21 protein-coding genes are annotated in these 26,310 nt (G+C 55.2%); 11 read left to right on the forward strand and 10 right to left on the reverse strand.

The annotated features are described in order from the left end of the window. Positions 1-60: 60 nt before the first annotated feature. From tssG to NB063_RS04515, 10 genes are all read right to left on the reverse strand, one after another. The gene (tssG, locus tag NB063_RS04470) at positions 61-1,083 is read right to left on the reverse strand and encodes a type VI secretion system baseplate subunit TssG (RefSeq protein WP_250927545.1); all 1,023 of its coding nucleotides are present in this window, start codon (positions 1,081-1,083) and stop codon (positions 61-63) included. After that, entirely contained in the window at positions 1,047-2,927 is a 1,881-nt protein-coding gene (gene tssF, locus NB063_RS04475) for a type VI secretion system baseplate subunit TssF (protein ID WP_250927546.1), read from the reverse strand. The genes tssG and tssF overlap by 37 nt, the downstream gene beginning before the upstream one ends. 3 nt (positions 2,928-2,930) lie before the next feature. Then, positions 2,931-3,437 carry a type VI secretion system baseplate subunit TssE gene (gene tssE, locus NB063_RS04480; RefSeq protein ID WP_250927547.1) on the reverse strand — a complete coding sequence of 169 codons (507 nt, stop codon included), beginning with the start codon at positions 3,435-3,437 and terminating at the stop codon, positions 2,931-2,933. Positions 3,438-3,483: 46 nt separating this feature from the next. After that, a complete protein-coding gene (locus NB063_RS32410; protein ID WP_250927548.1) occupies positions 3,484-4,311 on the reverse strand; it encodes a type VI secretion system accessory protein TagJ in 828 nt (275 codons plus the stop codon). Continuing rightward, a complete protein-coding gene (locus tag NB063_RS04490; RefSeq protein WP_250927549.1) occupies positions 4,308-4,943 on the reverse strand; it encodes a type VI secretion system tube protein Hcp in 636 nt (211 codons plus the stop codon). The genes NB063_RS32410 and NB063_RS04490 overlap by 4 nt, the downstream gene beginning before the upstream one ends. A 22-nt stretch (positions 4,944-4,965) precedes the next feature. Further along, positions 4,966-5,520, reverse strand: coding sequence for an Hcp family type VI secretion system effector (locus NB063_RS04495; protein ID WP_250927550.1), 555 nt, complete (start codon positions 5,518-5,520; stop codon positions 4,966-4,968). 56 nt (positions 5,521-5,576) lie between these two features. Then, a complete protein-coding gene (gene tssC / locus NB063_RS04500) occupies positions 5,577-7,061 on the reverse strand; it encodes a type VI secretion system contractile sheath large subunit (protein ID WP_250927551.1) in 1,485 nt (494 codons plus the stop codon). Between the two features lie 11 nt (positions 7,062-7,072). After that, the gene (gene tssB, locus NB063_RS04505; protein WP_250927552.1) at positions 7,073-7,780 is read right to left on the reverse strand and encodes a type VI secretion system contractile sheath small subunit; all 708 of its coding nucleotides are present in this window, start codon (positions 7,778-7,780) and stop codon (positions 7,073-7,075) included. A 71-nt stretch (positions 7,781-7,851) separates the two neighbouring features. Next, positions 7,852-8,907 carry a type VI secretion system protein TssA gene (gene tssA / locus NB063_RS04510; protein WP_250927553.1) on the reverse strand — a complete coding sequence of 352 codons (1,056 nt, stop codon included), beginning with the start codon at positions 8,905-8,907 and terminating at the stop codon, positions 7,852-7,854. A gap of 234 nt (positions 8,908-9,141) precedes the next feature. Further along, the gene (locus tag NB063_RS04515) at positions 9,142-10,920 is read right to left on the reverse strand and encodes a hypothetical protein (RefSeq protein ID WP_250927554.1); all 1,779 of its coding nucleotides are present in this window, start codon (positions 10,918-10,920) and stop codon (positions 9,142-9,144) included. Between the two features lie 397 nt (positions 10,921-11,317). On the opposite strand from NB063_RS04515, the gene tssK reads away from it, so the two are divergent. The 11 genes from tssK (at position 11,318) to NB063_RS04570 (ending at position 26,228) form a co-directional block, all read left to right on the forward strand. Continuing rightward, a complete protein-coding gene (gene tssK / locus NB063_RS04520; RefSeq protein WP_250927555.1) occupies positions 11,318-12,787 on the forward strand; it encodes a type VI secretion system baseplate subunit TssK in 1,470 nt (489 codons plus the stop codon). Next, positions 12,784-13,413: a DotU family type IV/VI secretion system protein gene (locus NB063_RS04525; protein WP_250927556.1), complete on the forward strand. Its 630-nt coding sequence runs from the start codon at positions 12,784-12,786 to the stop codon at positions 13,411-13,413. Before tssK ends, NB063_RS04525 begins: the two co-directional genes overlap by 4 nt. 34 nt (positions 13,414-13,447) lie before the next feature. Then, positions 13,448-15,370: a type VI secretion system protein gene (locus tag NB063_RS04530; RefSeq protein ID WP_250927557.1), complete on the forward strand. Its 1,923-nt coding sequence runs from the start codon at positions 13,448-13,450 to the stop codon at positions 15,368-15,370. Positions 15,371-15,740: 370 nt separating this feature from the next. Next, positions 15,741-16,679, forward strand: coding sequence for a hypothetical protein (locus NB063_RS04535; protein WP_250927558.1), 939 nt, complete (start codon positions 15,741-15,743; stop codon positions 16,677-16,679). Further along, positions 16,676-17,557, forward strand: a complete 882-nt coding sequence (locus NB063_RS04540; RefSeq protein ID WP_250927559.1) for a hypothetical protein — start codon at positions 16,676-16,678, stop codon at positions 17,555-17,557. Before NB063_RS04535 ends, NB063_RS04540 begins: the two co-directional genes overlap by 4 nt. Positions 17,558-17,616: 59 nt before the next feature. After that, on the forward strand, positions 17,617-20,178 hold the full coding sequence (locus NB063_RS04545) for a serine/threonine-protein kinase (RefSeq protein ID WP_250927560.1): 2,562 nt from the start codon (positions 17,617-17,619) through the stop codon (positions 20,176-20,178). 167 nt (positions 20,179-20,345) lie between these two features. Then, positions 20,346-21,551 carry a hypothetical protein gene (locus NB063_RS04550; RefSeq protein ID WP_250927561.1) on the forward strand — a complete coding sequence of 402 codons (1,206 nt, stop codon included), beginning with the start codon at positions 20,346-20,348 and terminating at the stop codon, positions 21,549-21,551. A 434-nt stretch (positions 21,552-21,985) separates the two neighbouring features. Further along, positions 21,986-22,288 (forward strand): PAAR domain-containing protein, encoded by a 303-nt coding sequence (locus tag NB063_RS04555; RefSeq protein WP_250927562.1) that lies wholly within the window; start codon positions 21,986-21,988, stop codon positions 22,286-22,288. Between the two features lie 248 nt (positions 22,289-22,536). Beyond that, positions 22,537-24,141: a hypothetical protein gene (locus NB063_RS04560; RefSeq protein ID WP_250927563.1), complete on the forward strand. Its 1,605-nt coding sequence runs from the start codon at positions 22,537-22,539 to the stop codon at positions 24,139-24,141. Positions 24,142-24,159: 18 nt separating this feature from the next. After that, on the forward strand, positions 24,160-25,629 hold the full coding sequence (locus NB063_RS04565; RefSeq protein ID WP_250927564.1) for a hypothetical protein: 1,470 nt from the start codon (positions 24,160-24,162) through the stop codon (positions 25,627-25,629). A gap of 11 nt (positions 25,630-25,640) precedes the next feature. Then, positions 25,641-26,228 (forward strand): hypothetical protein, encoded by a 588-nt coding sequence (locus tag NB063_RS04570; RefSeq protein ID WP_250927565.1) that lies wholly within the window; start codon positions 25,641-25,643, stop codon positions 26,226-26,228. The last annotated feature ends 82 nt before the right edge of the window (positions 26,229-26,310 follow it).

Below are 26,310 nucleotides of genomic sequence, written 5' to 3' on the forward strand. Positions count from 1 at the left end.
GCCTGGAGATGAGTAAGTTCGGTGAGACTCTGGCGACCTAGCCGGCGTGAACGAAAAGGGTTATTGAACAGATTCCTGGAGGATCAAATCGTCGCGATCAACTTCGCAATTTTCCGTCACGAGCCAGTCACGCCAGCCAAGGTTTCCCGACACCCCGAGCTGCATCGATGGAACGTGATCTTTCTTAAGCTGAAAACGTACTTCCCACTGCAACTGATGACCGACGTAATTGCGAACGACCGATTCCAATCGATTGAGACTCTCACCGCCGGGTAACAGCCGTTGATATTCGTCTAGAGACAGTGGTCCCACGACGATGCGAAATTTTTGAGAGCAGTCCCAAACGTGCGAGCCGATGGTCGCATTGAGCCCGAGTGTCGTGGTCGCCCCAGAGACGCCAAGCGAATTGCAACAATCGTCGGGAAGTTTGATCCATTGTCCGACAAACTCTTCGATCCTTACGGGCAGCTTGAGAAATGCCCCCAAAATGACCTCCAGCCCCTCGGCGTTACGAGTCTGGCAGCCCAATCGCCCCGCAAAATGCAACTTGACCAAGTCCGGCATCGCATCGCGGTCGCGAAACGCAGGAGTGCCGATCCCGATTAAGGAACCCACGTAATCTTGGAAACGATCTTCCTCAGGGCGATCAAAATGCAGCGTCGGTTCGGCATCCGCCCGGGCGCGGTAGAACAACGACAACATGCGGTGGTGGAATAGATTTAAAAATGACGTGATCGTCGGGTCGTCGTGATTGTGTTGGCGTTGCCAAGCCGTTTCGGTCAAATGCAATGGCATCGGACCATTGGGCCCTAACAATCCCATGACCTGCTGCCAAATCCGAGTCTGCCCAGTCGGGGTCGAATCCACTTTCGTGACCGATCCCGCGGCAAAATTCATCGTTGGCGACTGAACAACTCGGACCCGCTCGTCCGCAGGATGATCGGCCTTGCCGATGCGAGGCTGATCAGGATTCGCGCACTCAACCGCTCGCATGGCTGTATACAAGCCAAACTCATGCGGTCGCTCGTGCAATCGACGCTGATGCTCTAAAGCAGTGGGCGTCGGCCCATCCTGGCTGGCCATCGTTTGATCTCGCCTCGTTGTTGTGTGCGAAGTACCGTTTCCGTAAATGAATTGAGTGAAACGTACTTGCTAAAAAATTGCTCCAGCACCGAGCCGAGCAAAAAGCCTCCTTGTCCCTTAAAAGCCGACTCGTCGAACTCTAATTCCACCTCGACGCCGCGTCCAAACGTGATCGGTCCCGTGGTCGGTAACTGACGAGTGATCCCCTTCGACCGGATCGATTGAATTCCGTTGATCTGTTTTTCGATCGTCGATCCGTCGGTAGGACTGTATAGTTCCAACAGTTGACGTATCGCTGCGGCACCCGATTTGGAATCGGAATCGCAAAGCGACAGATAGTTCAGCGAAAGATGACTGACAATCCGCCACAACAACTCACCCCTGGCATGGGCCAACGAGGGCCGGGGAGCAGTCGGTCCGGCGATGCACCGTATGCTTTCGACCGGCGCACCAATGTCGAGCGTAAAGTCAGTCTCTAGCGCGCCAATCGGAATCTGCAGCGGAAGATCACGGTTGGTACACAACACTTCGACCGACAACATTTGAAGCTCCCGGCGATAGGGAGCGGCACGGCCATCGACCAGCGATAGGTACACTTCACTCCCCGTGTAACTGGAACGTGCACCTTCGAGTTTTTGTTTGGAGGAAGCGACACGCGGAACTCGGTTGATGGTGTAGTACGCCATCGCATCACCACCAAGGCCATCGGTCATGGAATAGAACGGCTCAAAGACCTGGTCGTGTTCCATGTCGACTCCTCGACCGATCACCGACTTCACATCGAACACCTCCAGGTCCAATGGCCGCGATCGATCGGGAACCACGTGGTGCTCAAAATGACTGTCGGATAGATGAATTGAATCAGCTCGTTGCGGGAACAAATTAATCGCCGGAGTGCAATGCAACTGAACGCTTTGCTTGTTCACCGAACGCTGCAGAATCGGGTCGGCTCGATCGAAAACGACAATGATTTCGATCTCCTCGTCATCACAGCGTCGAATCGCTTGGTCGAGCTGGCTGAGCTTCGCGAACAGAAACTTTTCCGGGAATGCGAAATACTCACGCAGCAGCCGATAGCCTTGGAACGAACGATTGTCGAATGGGATCGATGCTTGGTCGTTTTCGAAACCCACCGGCGACACTGACTCTTTGCCCAACACGACCTGCCATGCCGGGTTCGCCCCGACTGGCTGCACAACAACCGCAACAGTGGTTGCCATCAATTGCTCGTAGAGTCGCACAGGGGTCTCGTCGGGACCGACCAGGTACAGAGGCAATTCTTTCAGCTGCAATTCGGAAATTTTAAGACCAGCGGTTGCGCGGAGGCGAATCCGCAGCCCCGCCGACGCGATGTCGCGCAACCGACTCGGCAACGAAAGTGTCGTCACATCGCGACTGAAATAAGTGCAGTCGATGACCTCCAATGGCCACAAATCGACACCTTGCGTCGTGGTGTATTGACACTGAATTTGCGAGTCTTCTGCCGGTGCGGTTCGCAGACGAACACCGCGGGGGACGTGGTGCCCTTCGTTCAATCGTCCTTCCGTCAGATCGGGGTTGAACTGCGCAATCGTCGCCGATGGTGTCGGATAGAGGTAATGTGGATAAACCAGCTCGAGCAGGTGCTGCGTAAATCGCGGCACCTCCGAATCCATCTTGAGTTGAATACGGGCGGCAAGAAACGCGAATCCTTCTAGCAACCGTTCCACATAGGGATCCGCGCAGGCGAGCGTTTCGAGTCCCAACCGCCCCGCGATCTTAGGATACTGTTGAGCAAACTCACCGCCGGACTCGCGAATGTATTGCAGCTCCTGTTCGTAATAACTGAGAAGTCTCGTATCCACAGGCTAAAAATCCGCTACGGTTTGAATTCGAATATCCCCGGTCTCGAGGTCAACATTGGTTCGCAAAAACAGTTTCAATGGGACCGGTGTCGCCCACAAATCGCCTTTGATCTCGAAAACCAACGCGTTGACGGAACTCTCTTGATCCGAATACGTCGCCTTAACTTGGACCGTATCTGGGATGATCCGCGGTTCATAAAGACGTATCGCGTCTCCCAGACGATTTTCGATGTCGCTGATGTCGACCGCAGAGAGCGTTCGCCCGGCAAGTCCCGGCATTCCATAATTGATGACCGATGCTGCGACGTTTGGGAAATCCGTCAAATCATGAACCGATTCCGCATTATCAGTATTCATCAGCCATTCAAGGTCGCGCAAGACACTCGCACGATGCTGTGTGAGAGAATGGATTCGCTGGCTACGAGATTCCCGTTGAACGCGTGAGGCATCATCAATCAGACGATCCAGCAAAGATGGCTGAAGCTTTTCTTTGAGCGATAGGTCAGCCATCGGTTTGTCCCTTCATTACGACAGACGTGAGCAACGAGCAAGCGAGCTACGATGGGGCGTCAAAAGAAATCGCAGCCAAATCGAGAAGTGCGTAATCGTCCTGATCGGTTGCCAGCATTCTTTGGCCGAGCCCGAGATAAGATTCGTCACCCACTTGTTTCCAGTCCGTCTTTCGACCCAACTGAATCAACCCGTCATCACTGTCTTGCGACCCGGGATAGCGAGTCGGCACCATTCCGACCATCTCGCCTCCTCCAACCCATGTAAACTGCGCGGCGATCCAAACGTAATCTCGGAGGTCCGATACGTCATGGAACTGTACTTCCTGGATCCGTTGGAAGGGCACCCAGTAGTACTTTCCCTGCATGATGACTTCCATGAAAGGTCCGATGCGGGAATCGGCATCGGCAATCCACTCGAACGCCACACTCTCTCCGGTCTCTGCATCTCCTCGGGGGCGAAGCGTAATGCGCCCCGCCGATGGTTCGGCATCCTCCAAAGCTTCCGACTGCAGCGCACTCGCCGCCTCGTACTTCTTCTCGCCGGACAACCGAAGTGCTTCGATCATCTTGGCGATCCACGCCTCCGGCTCGCCAAAGATTAACGGGGCCCGTTTCCCTTCAAACACCTCGCCGCGAAGAGCCTCACACTGCAAGATATGCTGGTATGCCTCGCCCATCGTCTGGCATTCCTTATCCAGATCCGACGCCACCTTCAACTGAGACAATGAACGCGTCCAGTCACCGGTGATGGCAAACAGTTGGAACAGGAAGACGCGATGTTTCGACACCTGCGGCTCATTGCGAACGTCATCCTTCACTTGGCTCAGGGCGAGTTCAAGGTCTCCGTTCCGCAGTGCTTCAATAGCTGTCACGATCTCTTCCCTTTCCAACTGCTCGGAATCCAATCTTTTAATTCCTCTTGACTGAAGCCCTTCGCATTGGAGGGTCGGAAGTTCCCTTTTTCATCGATTTGCGCATACTGAATGGCAAACTTGTCAAACTTCAGGGAGAAGGATTCCGTCGGACGGTCGTCACTGCTCCCCGATAATGACCAGGAATCGACAACCACGTCCTCCAGAGCAACTTTCATGTAGGCCGTCACCGCTACCTTCGACTTATTGGCCTCTTTCGCAAAAGCGGAAGAGGCTTCGACAAAATGAATCTCCGCCGCCAAGTCATCGCGTGAATTGCTTTCGATCTTCAACTTGTCAAAGACCGAGAGATACATCAGCGCGCTGGTCGCCACATCAACAAACTTGCTACACGAAACGGTATTCTCCGCTTTGCCAGACCCCACTGCCGTTGTCCCGGTCAACTCTTTCCGAACTTCAGCTTCGGTATTGAGCGAGGCAATTTTTTTGTAATCTGGCGTCTTCGCAGTCGACCCGAAGCTAAATGAGAAATTGGCATCCGAGAGTGGAAACCAGCTTTCATACCCATCGAGCATCACACTGCCCGGGGTCTTCGAATTGCGCATCTTGTCTGTTATGCGGGCGACGATCAAAGGAGACTATCCAAGGTGAAGGTTACGGCTTCCAGTTAGCACCGACGGCGAGCGCGGCTTCCTGCATATCCCACTTCTTGTTCTTGACGTTGTCCCAGCCCATGTAGTGAACTTTTCCGGTCCAGTTGTCACCCTCGTGCGGTGCATAACCAAACGCGAGCTTGTTATAGAGGAACGAAACCTCCTCGGTTGGACGATCATCCGCATCGCCGCTCGTCGACCAACTCTTGATCATGCAGCGGTGGAGCTTGTAGGACAGGTAGACCCGCACACCGGTGTCGGTGCCCCCCGTTTCCCCAGCGATTTCAACGAAGCAGATTTCGGCATCGCCAAGAGATTGGCCCTGAATGGACGCTTGAGCCAAGTACGCCGATGCAGCATCCATCGATTTGCTGATGGAGCATTCCTGCATCTCGCCCACGCCCAGATTGACATCCTTCGTACCGCCCTTTTCACCGCTTTCTTTGAACTCTCGCTCGACGCCAAAACTGAAACTATCAGCCATAAACCACGATTCATCGAAACCGTCGAGTTTGCAGTCACCCAAAATACCGGGAATTCGAATTGCTATTGCCATCTTTCGTTAATCCTATTCATACGCGGGAGAAGTAAAGCCGAATTGGTAAGCCGAGATTACGCAGGAAGTTTCGAGACCAACCGCAACGAAACGGTCAGACCTTCCAATTGGTAGTGAGGGCGGAGGAAGAATTTGGAGGAGTAGTACCCTGGATTACTCGGGTCCTCCTCCAGTTCAACCGAAGCGTCCGCCAGCGGACGCATTGCCTTGTCCGCTTCGGTCGCCGTTGCTGGGTTGGGTTCCACATAATTGTTGATCCAATTTTGCAACCACGATTGAAGCTGCTCACGCTCCATCGACGATCCGATTTTGTCCCGGACCATACATTTCAAATAATGTGCAAAACGACATGTCGCGAACAAGTAAGGCAATCGCGCCGAGAGGTTGGCGTTTGCGGTCGCGTCGGGATTGTCGTATTCAGCGGGCTTCTGAAGTGATTGGGCACCGATAAACGCCGCGAAATCACTGTTCTTCTTATGAATCAGCGGCATGAAACCGTTGGCCGCCAACTCCGCCTCACGCCGGTCCGAAATCGCGATTTCGGTTGGGCATTTCATATCAACGCCGCCGTCGTCAGTCGGAAACGTATGCGACGGCAAATTCTCGACAGCACCGCCCGATTCCACCCCACGAATTTGGGTACACCAACCGTAGTGCTTGAATGCCGACGTGATGTTGGTCGCCATCGCGTAAGCTGAATTGGCCCAACAGTAGCTATCGTGTTCGCTGCCATCAACGTTCTCTTCGAAGTCGAACTCGTCGACCGGATCGGTCTTAGAGCCGTATGGCAAACGAGCGAGGAAACGAGGCATGGTCAGCCCCAGGTAACGAGAGTCTTCCGATTCCCGCAGCGACCGCCACGCGGCATACTCGGGGGTTTGGAAAATCTTCGTCAGATCACGTGGGTTACTGAGCTCTTGCCATGAATCCATCTGGAATGTTGATGGCGACCCACCGGTGATAAACGGTGCGTGGGCGGCGGCGCAAATCTGCGTCATTTCTTGCAGCAAGGCGACGTCCGGCGGACTGTGATCGAAGTGGTAGTCACCGACCAAACAGCCGTAAGGCTCACCGCCAAACTGCCCGTACTCCGCTTCATAAATCTGCTTGAATATCGGACTCTGGTCCCACGCGGTTCCTTTGTACTTCTTCAGCGTTTTCCCAAGATCCTGCTTGGAGATATTGAGAACTCGAATCTTCAGCTGCTCATCGGTCTCGGTGTTGTTGACCAAATGATGCAACCCACGCCATGCCCCTTCGAGTTTCTGAAATTCTTCGTGATGCAAAATCTCGTTGACTTGCTCAGTCAGCTTCTTGTCAATTTCTGCAATCATCATTGAGATGGACCGCAACGCGTCATCCGAAACCACATTGGCCTGCGCCAACGCTTGCTCGGCGAGCGTTTTCACCGCAGACTCGATTGCGTCCTTTGCGGCATCCGACTTGGGCCGAAATTCCTTTTGCAACAGCGCCGAAAATTCACTGTCAGCAAAGACGGTGCTGCCACTCGAGGCGGCCGATTGAAGATTTCCTTGAGACATATCGTTTGCTCTTACAGGTCGTTGAGAAGTGAATCCAGATCGTCATCGTCGGAGTCGCCCGATGAGGCCGGCGCATCATCGCCACCGATATCATTGAGCATCGAATCCAAGTCATCGTCCGCCGCGGGCTCGCTGGCGGGAGCAGCTGCGGCAACCGGAGCGGCTGCTGCGACGGGAGCGGCCGAAGGAGGAGCCGCCGCGGCGGCTGCCGGCGGTGATTGCTTCTCCGGATTGGGCGCCGACGCAAGACTCTGAAGCTTGGCCGAGTCCTGTAACAATTCGGCAATCATTTCCTCCGCACCAGATTTGCCGTCCATGTAGGTCATCAGGTTTGCCAACTGCGTCCTCGTATCGAGCAGTTTCCGAAGCGGTTCGACCTTCCTAGCGATCGCCGCTGGGGAGAAATCGTCCATACTTTCGAAGGTAATGTCGACGCTTAAGTTGCCTTCGCCCGTCAGCGTATTGGAAACAGGAAACGCCACTCGCGGCTTCATCGACTTCAAACGATTGTCGAAGTTGTCGACATCGATTTCCAAGAATTTGCGATTGGCGACGGGCTCTAACTTATCGGCCGGTTTCCCCGACAGATCAGCCATGACCCCCATCACAAAAGGCAATTGCACGGTCTTCTCAGCACCGTAAACTTCCACGTCGTACTCGATCTGCACGCGCGGGGCGCGATTGCGCCCGATAAACTTTTGGCCGCTAGATTTTGCCACTACAGTACTCCTGGAAAAACGAATGCCCTGCCTGAAGTTGCAGGTTACGGAAGTTATTGGTGGTTAACGTATTAGTCATCCGATCGCCCGCCACCGATTTGCTCGGCTTGCTGCAGCGCATCGGGCGTCAGATCCTGAATGATTTCCATGAACGAGGCGGTCACCAATCGCTTGGCACGGTTCAGCAATAGCGGAAGCGGACTCGATGGCTCGTATTTTTCGTAGTAGTCGCAGATCCGGTCGATCGCGCGAATGACGTCCTCACGCTTGCGAATCTCGCCGCACCCGACCGGTTGCGCCGGAACCGATTCGGCCGCCGCCGGCGTCTCGCCCGACACCGCTTCTGATTCCGATTCCGCCGATTCGCTGCTATCGACCTGCCGCTTTTGCAGGTACCCCTGCACAAACCCTTCGATTTCCGTGACGACATCCACGATCGGATCGAGGCTAACTGCCTGACTGACACCAACCTTGCTTGTGATTGCGGACTCGATTGCCGATAGCTTTTGACGGATGTCGCTAACGACACTCAGGGTTTCGCGAAGCATGTTGACGTCGCATCCTTGAAAAGCGCCGTCTATCGTTGACATCGAAATTGGTGGATCTCCACCTTCAGGTGCCGCGATGTCACCGCGGGCGATCTCGAGATCCATCAGCGTGATCGGACCAATGCCGGGTACTTGTATTAACGGCGATTGTTTTAACAAACGCAGCGTCGTCGAGGGATCTCGCAACGACGCGACCGCGTTGACTCTTTCAGTGGGATCATCGTCGTCATCCGCATCGAGCACCGGATGAACGCTGCTCCAAAAGTCAGTCAAATAACTTTCGATTAACGACGCCACGTCGCGAAACTCGGCCAACCCGCCAACCGCCAACGAAGCGTTCGCCAAATGCACTGCGATACGCAAATCTTTTGTACGAGCTAATAATTCGACCGCCAGCTTATGCACGGTCTTCCAGTCGGGCTCTTCGGCCTCGATGATCGTGTCCCCGAACTGCTGCTCCTGCTTCCCTTTGACCGCCTGATCCAACGCCACCGCTTGAAGGTCGTACTCCAAATCTTGCCCGCTCGGCTCATCATCTGAGACAGGAGTCAACAGCGATTCGAGATCAAGGGAACTCATCAGCGCGAGATTTCAGCTTTCGTTAGCATGGTGATTTGCACAAGTCGCCTGGGAAACCAAGCCGATCGTAGAGCCAGAGAACGCGGGGCTGACTTAACAGACTCCGACCGCTACTAGCTACCAATCACGATACCACGTCCATCCATGTGGTGCACGACTTGCTTCCTCTGGGAGTATAAACCGAACCGAGTCCTAAAGTCACACGATTCGACACGAGAATTTCGCAGAAGTCGTTTAGAACGAGAATCGAATGTTCGCGCGGAGCAAGTTTTGATACCAGCGGGCGTCCCCGAATGCGGTCCCGAATTGCAGACCGTATTCAACAAGCCCGAGATCAGACCCGGTGTCGCAAACCAACCGTCCACCCGCGTAGATAGTAAAGATATTCTCGGGGTCGATGTCGAAAACGCCGCCGCTCGTCGTCCGCTGCCCATCCATCACTTGCCAGTGAACAGCCTCAAGACTCGAGATCCAAGCATAGGAATCTCGCTCGCGGAGTACGCGACTCCAAGCGAACCCGTCACTCAAGACCTCACCACCGTGAATCGGGTCACCGCCGATGGGAAACCAGTATTTCAACGCGGCATGGATGTAGTTCGCGTCGTCGACCCGGTAGCGAAACAGCACGCCGGGCTCCAATGACACGTGCCCGGTGCCCAACCCCAACTTAGCATTTCCGGTGTTCACATGCGTCCGCAACATCGGCGTGATCTGCCATGTCCGGCCGTCCAGAAAAACGGTTTTGAGGGTCACTTTGACATCCCCTAAACCAGCATGATTCCGGTTGATCTCAGGATCGATCCCACGAATGGGAATCTCCGTCGCGAGTGAATAGCTCTTTGAGCCCAGCTCTACCTTGAAGAGAAAATCTTGGTAATCAGCGGAGTCTTCGGGGCCCGGCCCCTTCAGCGGACTGGCAAGCAAATACTCGGCCCGATTAGGCCAGATGAAGTCATAGGCAAAGTCGGTACCCAGCGAAATGTAATTCTGGGGCTGTGTCGTATCGACCTCAAAAGGCGCGTGAACCACTCGCTCCGCGCCCACACCAGCTGGTCGACAAACAAACTCTTTCACCCTGGAAAACGTCGACAGCGGCCCGTCAACGATATACTCGACGTCCTCGTTGAAACCTTCGTTAACCAAGACATCAAACAGTGGATCGGTGGCCTCCAAAGTGCCCGGCAGCAACTCGGCATCGCCGGGAAGCGTGATTGACTCAACGTCTTCGGCGACCGGTGGCAACTCAGACTCAACCTCAGGCTCTGGCAGCAACGCAGGCCCGGCTGTTGGCTCAGGCAGCAATTCCGGCTGAACTTGCCACGCGGGCGGCACGTTAGCCTCAACGGCCGGTGCGGGCAGCACCCCGGGTTCGACGGCCGGTGCGGGCAGCACGCCGAGTTCGACGGCCTGCGCAGGTAGCGTCTCAGCTTCATTGGCCGGCTTCGGCAGCACCTCGGGTTCAACCTCGGGAGCTGACAACGACTCAGACTGAACTGCGGCGGAGAGCATCAACTGCGCAGGATCCGCAAGCGGATCGACACGGCGGACTGGACCTGCAAATGGCGTCGACGGGCTGTCCGGAGCCGCAAACGGCACGCTCGGATTATCCAACGTGACGGGCAAACCCGACACAAAAAGCGGCTCAGCCATGGTTGCAGGTGGCGGGTTCAACTCGCCCTCCAACAACGCCATCGTCTCAGGCTGCGTAACCAACGCTGGCACTGATTCGTCCGCAAATACCTGCGGCTGGACTACTCTGATTTGCAGCGTTGAGACCGGCCGGAACAAACTGGGAGGCAGCGGCTCGGCCGCGTTAAGAGCTTCGCCCAAGTTGATTTTGGTCGGCATTCGAAACTGAGCGGTGCCGAAGCTAAAAGCACCCCGCTTGGCAAAAACGTTCGTTCCACGACGGCCCGGAACCCCGTCGGACACCTGCGCAGTAGCGACGTTCGCGAACCCTACGACGGACAACGCGACAACCAAAAACGGCAGTGATCCCAGCGACTGAATCATGAAAACCAACTAGCGGACTCGTCACCACGCCTATTATTCGCACGCGGAAAAAAACTACTCGTTTGTATCGTATCGGTTGTAACGGTTGATTCTGTACACGAAAAACGGGGAATTTGACGGTTAGGCCGACGAGAACAAACGCAAGCTCCCCTGTGGCTGCGGTCGGTCGCGATTCCCGCCAACGCACATTTTGCTAGCGATACCACGCCGAGCAGGGGCGGGCAGTGGTACTTTCGTGCTATCATCGTTGCAACTATCGTAAGGTCGCTCCAAGCGCTTACTGGATACAAACGAGATGCAGGACCATTGAAACAGGGGTTACTTTGTCTCTGATTCCGTTTACACATAAGCATCTTGAGATGAGGAATCGGCCGCGCGCAACCAACGAGTGTTCTAGATGAAAAACTTGCCTGTCCATTGGTATGAGGGCCTCTTTCTGAGGCCACAGCATTTTCAAGCGACTGAGCGGTTCCACCATGAACAAAACAGGCTAACGCACGACTGGGAATCACCTTACGGCTACGGATTGCACGCGGTCAAATTCAGCGAGGATGCACTCTCGAACCACCAGCTCGAGATCCATCATCTCGAAGCCCGCATGCGTGACGGAACACTGGTCACCTTCTCCGATGGCAACGAACCCGACCGGGTCGACCTCAAGAATGAGGTGGCGGCCCAGCATCATGTCGTCGCCGAGCTGGCCGACGCATTTGAGGTTGAGAACACCATCCGCGTTTATTTGGCGGTGCCGCGTCTCAAGATCGGCCAATCCAATATTGACACTTCCGGCGCAAGCAGCGATTCCAGATACCGCGAGATGAAACTCGCGGTCGACGACGAGAATCGAGAAGCTGCAGCTCAAGACGTTCAATTCCGCGAAATCAACGCGAAGATCGTTTTGTCGACGCACGACCTTTCGGGATTTGAACTCTTACCGATCGCTCAGTTGAAACGCGCCAGTGAAGGCGAAGCTTCTCCGCAGCTGGACCACTCCTACATCCCGCCGCTGCTTTCGATCAAGGCGTGGCCGGGACTGGGACGCGATATCGTACGTGGCATCTACGACATTATTGGCCAGAAGATTGACGTCTTGAGCCAGCAGATTATCAACCGAGGTGTCGGACGTGACACGCGAGAACCCGGTGATGCCGATCGCATCAGCATGCTGGAAAAACTCAACGAAGCACACGGACTGCTATCGATTTTGGCATTTGCCGAAGGCGTGCATCCGCTGCAGGCATACAGCGAACTTTGCCGAATCCTCGGATCGCTCGCGATCTTCCGTCCCGAACGCTGCCTTCGCGAATACCCGCGTTATGACCACGAAGATTTGGTCCGAATCTTCACATGGGTGAAGATCGAAATTGAAAAGATCATCCACTCCGTCCAAGACTACCAGTTCGAACAACGTTACTTCGAAGGCGTCGGAATGGGCATGCAGGTGTCGCTGGAACCTCGCTGGTTTCACTCCGATTGGCAGTGGTATGTCGGCGTCGCAAAGGGCGATCTGACCGAGTCGGAGTGCCGCGACCTGCTTTCGCCGGGGCAACTCGACTGGAAATTTGGTAGCAGTCGCCAGGTCGAGATCCTGTTTAAACGCCGGGCCGAGGGCGTCAAACTCGAGCCGGTCAGTCGTGCCATCCGGGCATTGCCGGCACGTCAAGATTGGGTCTACTATCAGGTGCTGCAGGACGGCGCCCCCGCATGGCGTGACGTGCAACAAACGCAGTCACTGGCCATACGATTGAAAGATTCTCTGATCATGAACTCCGATAAATTACAGGGGGAACGACAGATCGTTGTCAGCGCGTTCGGTCGCAAGGTACCGCTCGAATTCGCTTTGTTTGCGGTCCCCAGTGAATCATGACGCCACAATTCTCAATGGCCGTTGATCCGATTTTCTTGCACATGCTTCGGCTCCTGGAGCGAATCGGAGCGGGGCAAGAACCCTCGGCAAAAGAAGAGCGGGTTCGCATCGCCGCTTTAATCGCCGAGGCGGACGCTCGACTCGGCGCCCATGCGGAGTGGATGTTCGCCAAATACGGGCTCGTTTCGTGGATCGATGAAATGCTCGTCGAAGCCCCATGGAACGGCAAGGAGTGGTGGAGCAACAATGTCCTCGAAATGGAATTGTTCAACTCTCGTAACTGCTACGAGTCCTTCTTCGTCAAAGCGCAAGAAGCATCGACGCTGTCGCAACGCGACGCATTGGAAGTTTTTTATGTTTGCGTGATCCTGGGATTCCGTGGCCTCTACGACGACCCTGAACTCGCTCGACCAGCGATTCAGGCTTATGAGTTACCAGAAGACCTCGATACCTGGTCGCACCAGACCGCCCTCGCGATCCGCCTTGGGCAGGGACGGCCGATGCTGCAAGGGATTCGGCGGAACCTCAGCGGAGCCCCACCACGCTTACCCAGGGAAAAGCTTATCTGGCCTTGGCTGCTCGCGGCGATTTCGTGTTCCGTGGCCGCTCTCACCTACGCCCTCTAGAACCGACAGGATTCCGATTGCGGAACACAATTTGATGTTAAAAGCATTGGAAACGATCGTTCTCAAAATATCTTGGCTACCAGGGATGGGCTGGCTGGATACTTACGTGAACGCGCTCTATCACAAGAAGGGGGCTTTCGACCAAACCACGGGCGACATCGAGGTGCAAGCAAAACAGTACAAAGGACTCGTCACAGACCCGTTGGGTAAAGGCAAAGCGGCGGCCGGAGATGCAGCACCCGACGGCGGCGCCACGCCCGATGCAGCCGGCGCGGCATCCGCGGCGGGAGGAGCAACCGCCCCATCGCCCGCTCCGGGATCTCAAGCTGCCGGGGCGCCGCCCAGCGCGGCTTCGCCACAGCAATCGACTTCGCCCGCGACCGCGACAACGTCGGGCATCCCGCCGTCTTACCGGGCGCAACGAACCGCCACGCGGGCGTCGTGCCTGATGTTTGTGTTCCTATTTGTGATGGTCGCTGTCGTTTGGGCGCTGTTCCTGTTCGATCCCAAAAATGTTCCTTGGCGACATTCCATGTCGTGGTGGCGGATCGGCCTGCAAATCACCCTCGTGTTTACGATTCCGATCGTTCTCCATCGGATCATCCGACTTTGGCTGGAAGGCGACCAAGCCAAACATCCCGATATCGACTATGCCTGGAATCACGGGATGGCGGCGCTGCAGAGTGTCGGCGTGAATATCGACTCTGTTCCCCTATTCCTGCTGATCGGCTCCAGCAATGACCAGCAAGAACTCGCGATCATGGGAGCATCCCGACTCGAATTCCGTGCCGCCTCGGTGCCGCCAGGACCAGCATCGCTCCATTGGTACGTGACCCCGTCGGCTGTTTATCTCTTCGCAACCGATGTCGGTTGGATCAGCTCGATTGCGTCTCTCGCATCACGAACCGCCAGCGTCGCGTCACCGCTTCAAGCCGCCGCCATGCCTTCTGACGCCATCACCTTTGGCCAATCCGGCGGGCCGGCATCTGCGGTTGAGGGCACTATTATGGCGAGCGATTGGCAACCGCACGCTGCGGCCGCGATCTCCAACGATCCGGTGAAAGCATCACCCGAGGCGGGCCAAGGCACGCTGCTCCTCGACGGACAAGACGGGCCTGCCCCGTTCGCCGACAGCATCCAGCGCGACGACATCGGTCAAAGTATCCAGCCCGCAAGCAAACTCTCCTCAGGCGAATCGGCCGCCGCCCTCGATCGATTAAGATACCTCTCCAATTTGATTCGCAGCGTTCGCGGAGCCCTCTGCCCAATTAATGGCGTTGTCGTCCTGTTGCCCAACCGCATCATGAATGCGAGCGACGACGAAGTCAGCGAGTTTGGAAAGGCGATCAGCTCCGACCTGGAAACAGTAAGCCGTGAGATGCAGCTGCGATGCCCGGTTTCCACTTTGGTGACCGGCATGGAGAAAGAAGCCGGATTCCAAGAATTCATCCGCCGAGTCGGCATCGACCGCGCCGTCTGGCAACGTTTCGGGAAGAAATTCGAGCCGGATACCGAGAACTCACGTGACGAACTGCGCAGCTTCAGCTCACACGTCGTTGGAGCATTCGAAGATTGGATTTACACACTGTTCCGGGAGCGAGAGTCGCTGTCTAAACCGGGCAACACCAACCTCTACGAACTGCTATGCAACGTCCGCTGTTCCATGAAGTCACGAATGGAGCGGTTGCTGATCGACGCCTTCTCGAATGATAGCAACCCACTCCTTTTCAGCGGTTGCTATTTTGCCGCGACTGGCCCGACCGCTGACCAACAGGCGTTCGTGCGCGGCGTCATGGACAAATTAACCGACGAACAGGAATTGCTGGAATGGACCGACCGAGCCAGGAGTGAAGATCGTCGGATAGGGTGGCTCAGCCGTCTGGGATGGCTCGCGTTCCTAATCGGACTTGCCGTGATCGTTTACATCGCCGGACACGAATGGATGCTGTGGTGGTGAACAGGACGACAGCAATCTTTCAGCACATCAGCCGGTTGGACGCTGGCGACCTACTGACGAAACAAATCCTCCGAATGAACGAGGCATTCCCAACCTAACCCGCAAGCGTGCGGACCGCTCCGATCGCTCGTTGACACAATCGGGTTGACCAACGATCCAGTCGCGAACCACGGCACTGGCTTACTAGCGGGACGAACCCCAAACCGGCCAATGAGAATTCATCCAATCACTCCCGCATATCCACTTTGCGATGAGCAAACGCTTGAAATCTCGTTATGCGATACTCTATTTCTGACCGAGGAGATCTTTTTGACCTATCGATCATTGATCGCATCTTCGATCTCATTCACGAAACGACGCCGGGGCCGAGATGAGTAGCGCCCACATCGATCGCACCCTCAACATCGCTTCCGTGCTTTCGATCGCGTTGTTCATGTTCGCCCCATTGGTCGCGGTTTCGATCTACATCGCCGCCCCTGGAGCAACACTCGCTGAGGGCACTGCGGAAGCAACCGTCGGCGTGGGCGTCATTCTGCGGGCAGTCGCCCGACGCCTGTTTCGCGCGGGAGCCAGGAATGTCATCCGGGTCACCTTCGGCACGATGACCCGTACGGTTGCCCGCACGGCAACCACTCGCCTGCTTCGCGTGTTCCTACGTTCGGTCGCCGGCAGCGCCGCCAAAGACATGATGGATGGCGAACCGAAAGAGGATTCTCAATCGGCCAGTGTGTCGATGATGGCGATCGCCATCGGTGTGATCGGAACCGCTCTCTCATTTTGGGGAGTCCTGAAGTTTGCTGACACGGCGTCCGTCCATGCACTAAATTCCGAATTAGGACTTTCACTACCTGTCCTGCTTGCCGGAGCAGTGATTCCGTTGGCCTGCTTCGCTGTCATCTGTCGTCTGGCAGGCAAATTGTTCTCGGCAAAAACAATCTTCACGACCGGTTTTGATGGATTGCTGATTCAAAGCTATTTCACCATCTCGGGTTCGTTCTTGCCGATGACCACCGATTTTGAATTTCAAGGCAAACGAAAACGCTGTGCGAATGCCGCGATACTGTCCTTGTCGATCATGTTGATCATCTTCGCGGCGCTGCGATGGATCGGCATTCAAACCGATAATGATTTCTCGATTTTCCTCAGCGCGATGTTCTTGACCTACGCCTTCGTTTATTCGTTTCCTGTCCAACCGTTGCTGGGATACAGCATCTGGGACCGAAGCAAATGGATGTGGTTGCTGATGTTTGCCCCGATCCTCTCCGCGTTCCTCTTTGCATTCCCCGGCGTCGTGGCGGCACTACTATGAGTGATCAAGAGTCGATCGAACCGCCGAACGAAAGCCCGATTCAACGCCGGATCAAGCATCTTCGCTTCACGTTAATTGCTTTGATCCTTGGCTGGACGTATTGCTACAACGTGCTGATCAAGGAACAAGGCATTGTCCGAGCGTTCTTTGAGATACTCGACACGATCAGCGACGACTTCGTCATGGGAACGCTTGTCACCATCGCCGTCGGGATCGGGATCGTCGTGGTGTTCTCATTCACGAAGTTGTACACACAGATCGTGGCGAACATTTATTCATTTCGAATCATCGAAACCCTCGTTGTCGAAGAACTGGCTCAGCGACGTTTTCGAACGTTCGCGTCAAAACTATTGCGTTTCGAAGATCAGCCGCTGCCGGCGCAGTGCTGCCCCGAACGGATCAGCTCGCTGTTGCTCTCGTTTACGTTCCTTTACGTGATGAGCTGGGTTTACCTCATCCTATTCAGCGAAGCGTTGTTTTTTGTGTCATGGAGTGCCGGGGTGGATTTGCCACTAGATGATCCGGGCAAAATGCTTTTTCTGCCAACACTCGCTCTCGCGATCCCGTTTTCCGCCCGGGTGATGGCGTATGTTCGCTATCCGTACGCGCAAGACTATGCTGACTTCATGCCGACCGCCGTGTTCGCGCTGCTGATCGTGTTTGCGTTAGGATCCATTTTCGAATCCGACGACCAAAAGTTTTTTCTGCTTCAGGTATGGCAAAACCCGGAATACCTCAAGACGCTACTGAAAAACGGAACGGTCCTCGCCTTCATCCCGGTATTTTTCGAAGGCGTGTTTTGGATTATCGAATTGAATCGTATGGACAAGGAATCGACCGCTCGCGAGTCGATGGAATCGGAATCCAATGGTGACTGATTGCGTCGGACAATCCTCGTGAGCGGAACGCATTCGAAAATGGAGAAGTGACTACCAAGATGAACACCATCAATGAGTACGATCTTCAGTTCGGACTTCTCGCGCTGCGAATGTTCTTTGTCAACGGAGACCAGTTGATTGCGGCCATCAACGACTGGGAAAATCGCGGCGACGTTCGGCTCAGCAGCGTTTTGATCGAGATTGGTGCGATGGGCGCCGACGAATGCGGAGTCATCGAGTCGATGATGCCGCAGGAGCCCGACGCTTCAACTGCCATCCCAAAAACCGATGTTGCCCCCGAGCCCAGCTCGGACCAACCTGTTGTTTCCCCGCTGTCTCCGGCAGACGCTGCAGCGGACGGTTCCGGCACGATCGACGCCTCCATCGACAGCACGCTGCCCACCAACTCGAACGCATGGGATGCCCCGTCGCGGCCGAGCCGAGACCTGAGCGGCGGCCGCTTCGAAATCCAACGTTCTTTCGCGCGAGGTGCGCTCGGTGAAGTCTTCATCGCACGTGATACCGATCTCAGGCGTAACGTCGCCCTCAAGCAGATGCTTGATCACTGCGCCGAGAACGCGAATAGCCGCGCACGTTTCATTTTTGAAGCCGAGGTGACCGGGGCGCTTGAGCACCCAGGGATTGTTCCCATCTACGCACTCGGCAACCACGACAACGGCCGCCCCTATTACGCCATGCGTTTCATCGAGGGCAGCACGATGGAAGCCGTGATCGATAGCTTTCACGCCGAGGGCGGGTTGAACGGAGACGCTATCGCAGCACTGACGCTTCGGGAACTGCTCGGGCAAATGATCAGCATCTGCCGGACAATCGGATATGCCCACAGCCGCGGAATTGTGCATCGCGATATCAAGCCAGCCAATGTCATGCTGGGGCAATTTGGAGAGACGCTGGTTGTTGACTGGGGACTCGCCAAAATCATCGGAACGAACGATGACGCCGAAGCGTCCGCCCCCGATGCCGCCCCAAATGCCGCCTCCGAGAACGACAACGGGTTCGAACAATCGCAACTGGGACAAGCATGTGGGACTCCCCAATTCATGAGCCCCGAACAGTCGATCGGACGCCACGATCTTGTCAATTCACGCAGCGACATCTATTCCTTGGGCGCGACGCTTTACAAACTGCTCACCGGGAAACCGGCGTTCACCGGCAGCGATCTTGGCGAAGTGTTGGACGCTGTGCGAGCGGGGCGATTTCTTAAACCCCGACAAGTCGCACCGGCCGTGCCCAAACCACTCGAGGCGATCTGCTTGAAAGCCATGGCAGCGGATCCCGCCAAACGCTACGCGTCCGCCATTTCGATGGCCGATGACATCTCAAACTGGTTGGCCGATCAGCCCGTCAACGCATACGGTGAACCGCTGATCGCTCGGACGAGACGCTGGATGCGGCGGCACCGATCATTCGTCGGATCCGCCGCCGTCGCGGGCTGCGTCGTCTTCGCGGTCCTGATCGGAAGCGTCGCGATGTTGACGAAAGCCTACCAAACCGCAGAACGGCATCGCAAGCAAGCACACAGCACCGTCAATCAATTCTTCACCACTGTCAGCGAAGACACGTTGCTGAAGAAGCCCGGAATGGAGAATTTGCGGACCGATCTGCTGGAACAAGCGCTGACCTATTACCGCGGCTTCCTGGCCGAGGAAGGTCGCGGAAGTCTCGAACGTGAAATCGGGCTGACAAACTACTACGTCGGTCGAATCGTCGAAGATGTCGAATCGCCCGCCGGAGCCGAGCCGCTATACCGGACCGCCGAAACTGCCCAACGCAAACTTTTGAAACGCGCCCCGGACGATCACGAACTGATGGCAGAACTCGCCAACACGCTCAACGCATTGGGCCGCGCCAATGACAAACAGGGCCGAACCGACCGGGCACTGAATTTGTTCAAGGAATCGATGAACATCCGCAAGCAGCTGGCAGACGAAGTCCCCGACAATGTTGAGTACCAACGCACCTACGCGAACGGGCTGATGAACCTCGGACTGGCGCTCGGACAACAAGAAAATTATACCGAAGCGATCGACTTCATTAGCCGAGCGCAGGAAATCCGAGCGAAGGAAAAAGCGAACGACGACTCCAAGAAAAGGGTCACGCGTGATCTGGCCAAGGGTGACTACAACCTCGCACTGATCGAGTTGACCCAGCGTGATATTCAGGCTGCTCGAAAACGGCTCGCCTCGGCATCTGCGAATTTTGAGGAGCTACTGAAATCAAATCCCGACGACCTCGACGATCGATATAGCCTTGGTGTTGTCAAGCAATTGCTAGCGAATATCGAATTGGAAGCAGCCGGCTTTGAGACCGCCGAGCCAATCTATCAAGAGGCCGTGCACACGTTTGAGAAACTGCTTTTCCGCATCCCTGGTGTGCCTGAATACCAATACGCACTTGCCAATATCCACATCTCGCTCGGTGAACAGCAAACGGGCGCAGTGGCGATCCAGTCCCTGGATCGAGCCAAAACCATCGTCTCGAACCTAGCGGCTTTTGCCCCCGACGACGCCCGATATCCTGAAGACCTCACCTATATCGAAGAGTTGATTCAGGAAAATTCGCCGGAAGAGAACGCTCGAATTGCGCCCTCGGGCCAGTAACCATCGGGCCCTCGCGCTTGGTCAGGTTATCCGAATCTTGACGGCTTCTCGGCGACGATGTTCCCGACGGTCGGGGATGGGCACGCTTTGGACTCATGATTGGGCAGGCACATACCGTTAGAAATTGAGAACCAACGATCTCATTTCACTTCTAGTGGTGTCCCGTCATGCCTCGTGCAACGCATGCCTTCCTCGCGATTTTTGCTTGCCTGTTACCAGGATTGGCTTTCGCACAAGCTCCCCCATCGCCGGCACCGCTGTCGTTCATGGACGATTCGACGAGCACTCTCGATTTGAACACCGCGTCAAGAAACCAACCTAACCCGCCATCGACCAATCCCAATCGCACCAGCGACCGACGCTCGCGATTGGCGCGAATGCCAAAGATGTACGGCGACATGCTGATCATTGGAAAAGCCTACATCGACGACAGCTCCTTCGGCGTGGATGGGAAGACGACCTTTCCCGTCCCCGGACTTGCGAAAGTCGCCGAGAACAACTCGCCGGTGCCACAGGACCGCATCTTTTTCATCCAAAATCACTACCACAACGCGGTGCAAACGCATCAGGACATCATCTCGGCTGGCGAAGTCTACGCCGAAGGCAACGTGGACCGATCCACGCTCGGGATTGAGAAAACCTTCTTCAACAAATGGGCCTCGCTCGAATTGCGGCTTCCCTTTCTGACGACCGGCGATTTGACGACGGATAGTCCGATCGCACCGTCCAATGCCGAGTTTGACGGGGTCGGATTGACGTTGAAATCGTTGCTTTATGAGTCTCACAATTGCGCCGTCTCGTGCGGAGTCGGTTCGATGATTCCGGTCGGTGATGAAACCCGCTTCTCGACGTCTCTCGGATCGTACGTTTTGGATCACGAGACGTTTCACCTGTCGCCGTTCCTGGCAGGATCCCGAACGTTTGGCGACACGTTCTTTGGACAAGGTTTCATCCAGATCGACTTCCCGATCGACGACGATGACGTGACTGCAACGGTGAGTGGAACAACTTACGATGCCGGCGATGTCGCTCCACCGACGCTTCTGCACCTCGACGGGTCCGTTGGCGCGTGGTTGTACCGCAACGAACGATCGCGTTTCCTGACCGGATTCGCATCCCTTTTGGAACTGCACTACACCCGCTCCATCAGCGACGTCGAAACGGTCAGTTTTGAAGACCCGCTTCCGATCACGATCGCCGATTTCACACTAGGGACACCGGGAGAGATCGAGCTGTTCAACCTGACCGCCGGCCTGCACTTTGAAATCCGCCGCAGCACCACGTTCCGCGTCGCAGCGGTTGCTCCGCTATTCGATGGCACCCGCCGAGCATTCGACACCGAGGTTCAGTTTTCACTAAACCGTCATTTCTAACTGGACAGCGCCACCTATCACGTAGCTCGGTCTCTCGGGACATTGATTGTTTTGGTGTTCTTTTTTGGCGGAACGGCGCAAGCCGTCCGGTCCCGAGTCACCGGACGGCTCGCGGCGTTCCGCTACGATTGAATTCCCGCAGTAATTAAATCAACGTCTCCCGAGACCGAGAATAGCGGGCGTTACCCGCTTCCGGAGCCTAGGCGAGGTTCCGCTACGTGAACGTCGAAAATTCCAATACGTCCGCCAGAAAGTGGCGCTGTCCAGCTAGGTTCCGCGTCAGGCCTGATGGAATCAAATGAGGTTTGGACTTGCTAGAGATTCGCCTGCCACGAATCTCAAAAACTGCCACGTCGAAGCCCACCTCGTCAACGATCCGTGATAACTTGATATTGAGTCGTCTCCATCACTGCTGACTTGAGGAGTCCCCACCGATGCCGTCGCCAATGCCAGCTGCCCGAATCACGGACATGCATGTGTGTCCGAAGATCGAACCGGGGCCCGTTCCCCACGTCGGCGGACCAATCGTGGTCCCTGGCGCCCCGAATGTCCTACTCGGCGGCTTGCCCGCCGCGACGGTCGGATCGATGGCAGTCTGTGTTGGCCCTCCCGATACCGTCGTTGCGGGTTCGGGGTCTGTACTTCTAGGCGGCAAACCAGCGGCGAGACTGGGTGATTCGTGCCAACACGGTGGAAAGATCGTGAGCGGTGCTCCCACCATTATGATCGGCCCGTAGTACTCGCCGCAATTTGTTACTTCTTCAGTTGCCTAACCACGCAGCGCGGTGAGCGTTTGCATGCGCTGCCCGGCAATCAAACGCGACGCAACGGTCACACACCCTTTGCTCATTTTCCTGCGTTACCGCTCACGAATTTTCGTTTTTAACCTGATGACGGTAGCGAAAAATGCTGAGCGACAATCCCTCACCGCTCGGCCAATCCCAATCGAACGAAGTCGGTAACCACTCACTCTTGGATTTCAGACATGGCAAAAACTGAAGAGCCACCGATCAGTGAAGACACGATCGAGATGATCGAGAGTCAGGTTAAAAAGGGGAAGGCTCGCAAGTTCTTTCTGATCTACAAGGGCGCCAGCATCAAAACGTTGGTCGTGTTCAAGAAGGGACCCTTCGGCCCCAAGATCATGAAGGCCAAGAAGGACGGGTTTAAAGGCGACGTTTGCTATGGCGTCGTGACAGGCTCAGGTAAAAACCTGTTCTTTCAATTGCCTGCTAACGGTGAAGTCGCAGCGGCGATGAAGGTTGAATCGTGGGAAGAAAAACCACCGACTAAAAAGGCAAAACTACGTGAGTTCTTGAACGGCTGCGGTTTGAGTTTCAAACCCGAGTTCAACATGATCACGAAGGTCAGCGACGCACCGGATCCCGAGAGCGAATCGGATATCCCCGCTCCACCACCACCGCCGGGATCGGCAGTGGCAGATGAGGACGGAGACGATGCACTCCCCCTCCAGTCGCAGCCTGAGAGCGCTACCGCTTCACAAAACTCTGCCGGCCAAAACCCCACAGCGGATTTCAAGCAGCGGCTTGCTGCATTGCTACCGCGAATCAAAGCTGCCGCAGGCACAGACGCCGGAGACAACGCAAAACAGAAGGTAAGCGAAGCAGGAGTGTTTGCGCGCAAACAAGAGACTAACCGCGCAAACGTCTTATTGGATGAAGCGGAACAGTTATTAAAACGCACGCGTGGTATCGATGGCGGAGATGATGATTTTGCCCGCGCAACGAAGTTAGCAGAAACACTTAAAAAGCTAAAGCCACTGGCGGACCGAATTATCGATTCGGACCAAAACCGCCGGAGCGAGCTGTTTGACGCAATGGCGCGGATTGCCGGGGAAATCAAAGCTAAGCAGTTTGATCAAGCCAAACAAAGCATTACTGACTTCGCGTCGTTTCTGAAATTACTGTCGACACAGCAATTACAAGGAACACAACGGGAAGGTGCAGATTGGATTACCGAGTTCACGACTCTCCGCGACGAGCTTGAATCTCGTCTTTTCGAAGCCCAGCGGGCTGATCGTGAAGGAGCCACCAAATTGAGTGCGGCGTGGGACTATGCCAAGGAACAAGCCGCCGCGGGAAACTTCGACAACTCATTGAAGGCATTGGTTCGGCTGGAAAAGGCGATCAATCAAATCTTGGCTGTTCCCGATTCCGTCGAAGGCGACTCGACCAACGCGAACCAAACACCTACGGCTGAAGCCCTAAGCCGATGGCGCATGACACAAGCGAAGGTCGCCTCGGATCTAGAGGTATTCCGCAAAACGCTACTCGCCAGTGAAGCTGTGAAATCGGACCCCCGCTTCCGATTCGTCTCAGCCGCGTCAGCCGAGATACCAAACATGTTACCTCCCGAGGGCCGGCGACTGGCTGTCGCACTGTCCGGCAATAAGGAGCCTAACGAGGTGATCGATGCGGCTGCGGCTTACCGTGATGCATTGCAATCCTCCCGTCGACTGGAGCAACTTGAGCAATTCGCAAACGCCAGTTTAGGCGTTCCCCTCGCGGTCCGTGAGACGCTTAGCGAAGGCATCGAGTATGTCGAAAACATAATCCGTTCGGCCATTTGATTCGAGGAAAATCGTGCCATGGGAAACGGTAAGGGAAAACTGGACAAGGTTTCTGGGGCGAAGAAGAAGCCAAAGAAAAACATTGTCGACGATATTCGGCTCATTATCCCTGGAATTCCAGTACTTCCGGAGCAGTGCCTCTTTACGATTCAAGGATTCCAGGAAGCGATGGGCCGAGCCCCCAAAGGGGATGTCGGCATCTTCAAAAGAGATGTGACTTACAAAAGTATTTGTTCGGCGTTGAGTCAGGTACACATGCTGCTGGAAAATGCTCCTGACAAAGACAGAGATGGCGAGGACGCGCGTGTGGACTTCGAACAGTTCGTGAACGGAAAGCTTGATAAGATTGAGAAAGCTGCAGCCGAGTACCTGGAGCGTTATAAGAAGGGAAAGAAACACGGTGCCGTCACTAATTTGCTGCAGCAAGTCGACGACGTGCGCAAGCAACTTCCGACATGGATCGGGCTGGATTGGCCCGAAGGGCTGCAAGGTAAAAAGCTTGATCTCGCCCGAAAGGCTGGGATCACGCCATCGCAATTGAAAGGAGTCAACATTGCCCATTGTGATTTCCTTCGATTTAACGACGACACAATGGTCGGCGAACCGAAGTTCCTCGGGAAAGGCAATGTGAATGAGGTGCAGCTTATCAACTACGAAGGCACCGACTATGTATTCAAGCAGGAGGAAGTCTCGTTAGGCAAGAAACCAGATCCGGCAGGCGCCGTCGGCATTGATGTTGTGAATGACTACCGCGGAGGCAATCGCAATATTGCTTGCGGACTGGTTTCAGAATTATTGGATACAACTGTCATACCGAAGAGCCGGTTTGCGGTAGCGCGAGGTAAAGTTGGACTATTGATGGACAAAGCGCCTGGTAAAACGGCCTGGGCGTATAGGTTTGGCAAAAAGCCATGGGACGGTGAGCTTAGCGAAAAAGCTTTGGCGAGCCTACAGGAGCAGCTAATGGATCTCCAAGTATGCGATATCCTGACGGGACAGCCGGATCGGCATGGAGAGAACTATTTGGTTAACTGCGAGGGAGATCAAGTTACAATCACCGGCATCGACTGTGATTTTGCTTTTGGCAAGAACATTGAGGTGCTTGGCGATGAGACGCCTCCCTATAAGACTAAGCCCGGCAAGATCAACGGGATCGGATTCATGCCCCCATTGATCGGCGAAAAAATCGCAAGGGAGATCCAAGACATGGACTATGCGACTGACCTTCTGCCGCAGCTGAGCGACCTCTTAAGTGAAGAAGAGCTTCAAGCAACCCAGCATCGGCTGATCAAGCTCAAGGAACACATCAATCAATTGCAAGAAACTGGCCGTGTGGTCAATGATTGGTCGACATGGCGGAGCGACAAGGGGCAAACCGTGACCGAGTTCCTCAGTCGCGGGTACAAGGAATTCGATGACGAAAAGATTACATTCTTTCGTGACGTACAAAGCCTTTTTCAACGCGACTTCGCTAAGTTCTTCGTTTAATGTGAGAGAAGATGACAACCAACCAATCCGAAACGTTTGATGAAAACTCCGCAGAAGCCATGACGGTGATCGAAGAAGCGTACTTGGAATACCGTGACGCCGGGTTGCGACTACCGCCTATTCCGAAGGAATTCGTTGAGACCCTCGATGAGTTTGCGGACTGGTATTGGGGTACCGATGAGATGTCACTGGATAACGTTACAGCGTTTTTAGAGAGCGCGATGCAGCCTGGAGGCGAGAGCGGGTTGGCATTCGGTATAACGGGCCATGGAATAAACTCACTCTGGCTGTGCTATCGTTTGAAACTAAAAACACTTGCGGTTTACACGCGTTTCGCATTCGGCGGCGCCTACCAAGACAACGACGCGGCAATCCCTCGCGTTAACGAAGCTACCACGCTATTGGAAGAGCTGATACCTGCTGCTCAGGCCGCAAACGAAGCCGGTCGCTTTCGCGGTGGACACCGGATGGTAGTAATCGATGACCAACTGAGCGAGCGTTCGTGGCAAATTGCGGGCGGCCCCGTTGATAAGAATGTCACCGACAACCCGATCCGTGAGGCCTTAACATATTTAGGAGAAGCCTTTCTCAACGAGTAGGGCGGCGATGACACACAACAGGGCCGGACTGGTTGCTCGATGTCGCACGGTTCAAGCACTATTTTTCAACCGTTTCCCTTTC

It is taken from the genome of Aporhodopirellula aestuarii (assembly GCF_023701485.1).
GTDB lineage: Bacteria > Planctomycetota > Planctomycetia > Pirellulales > Pirellulaceae > Rhodopirellula > Rhodopirellula aestuarii.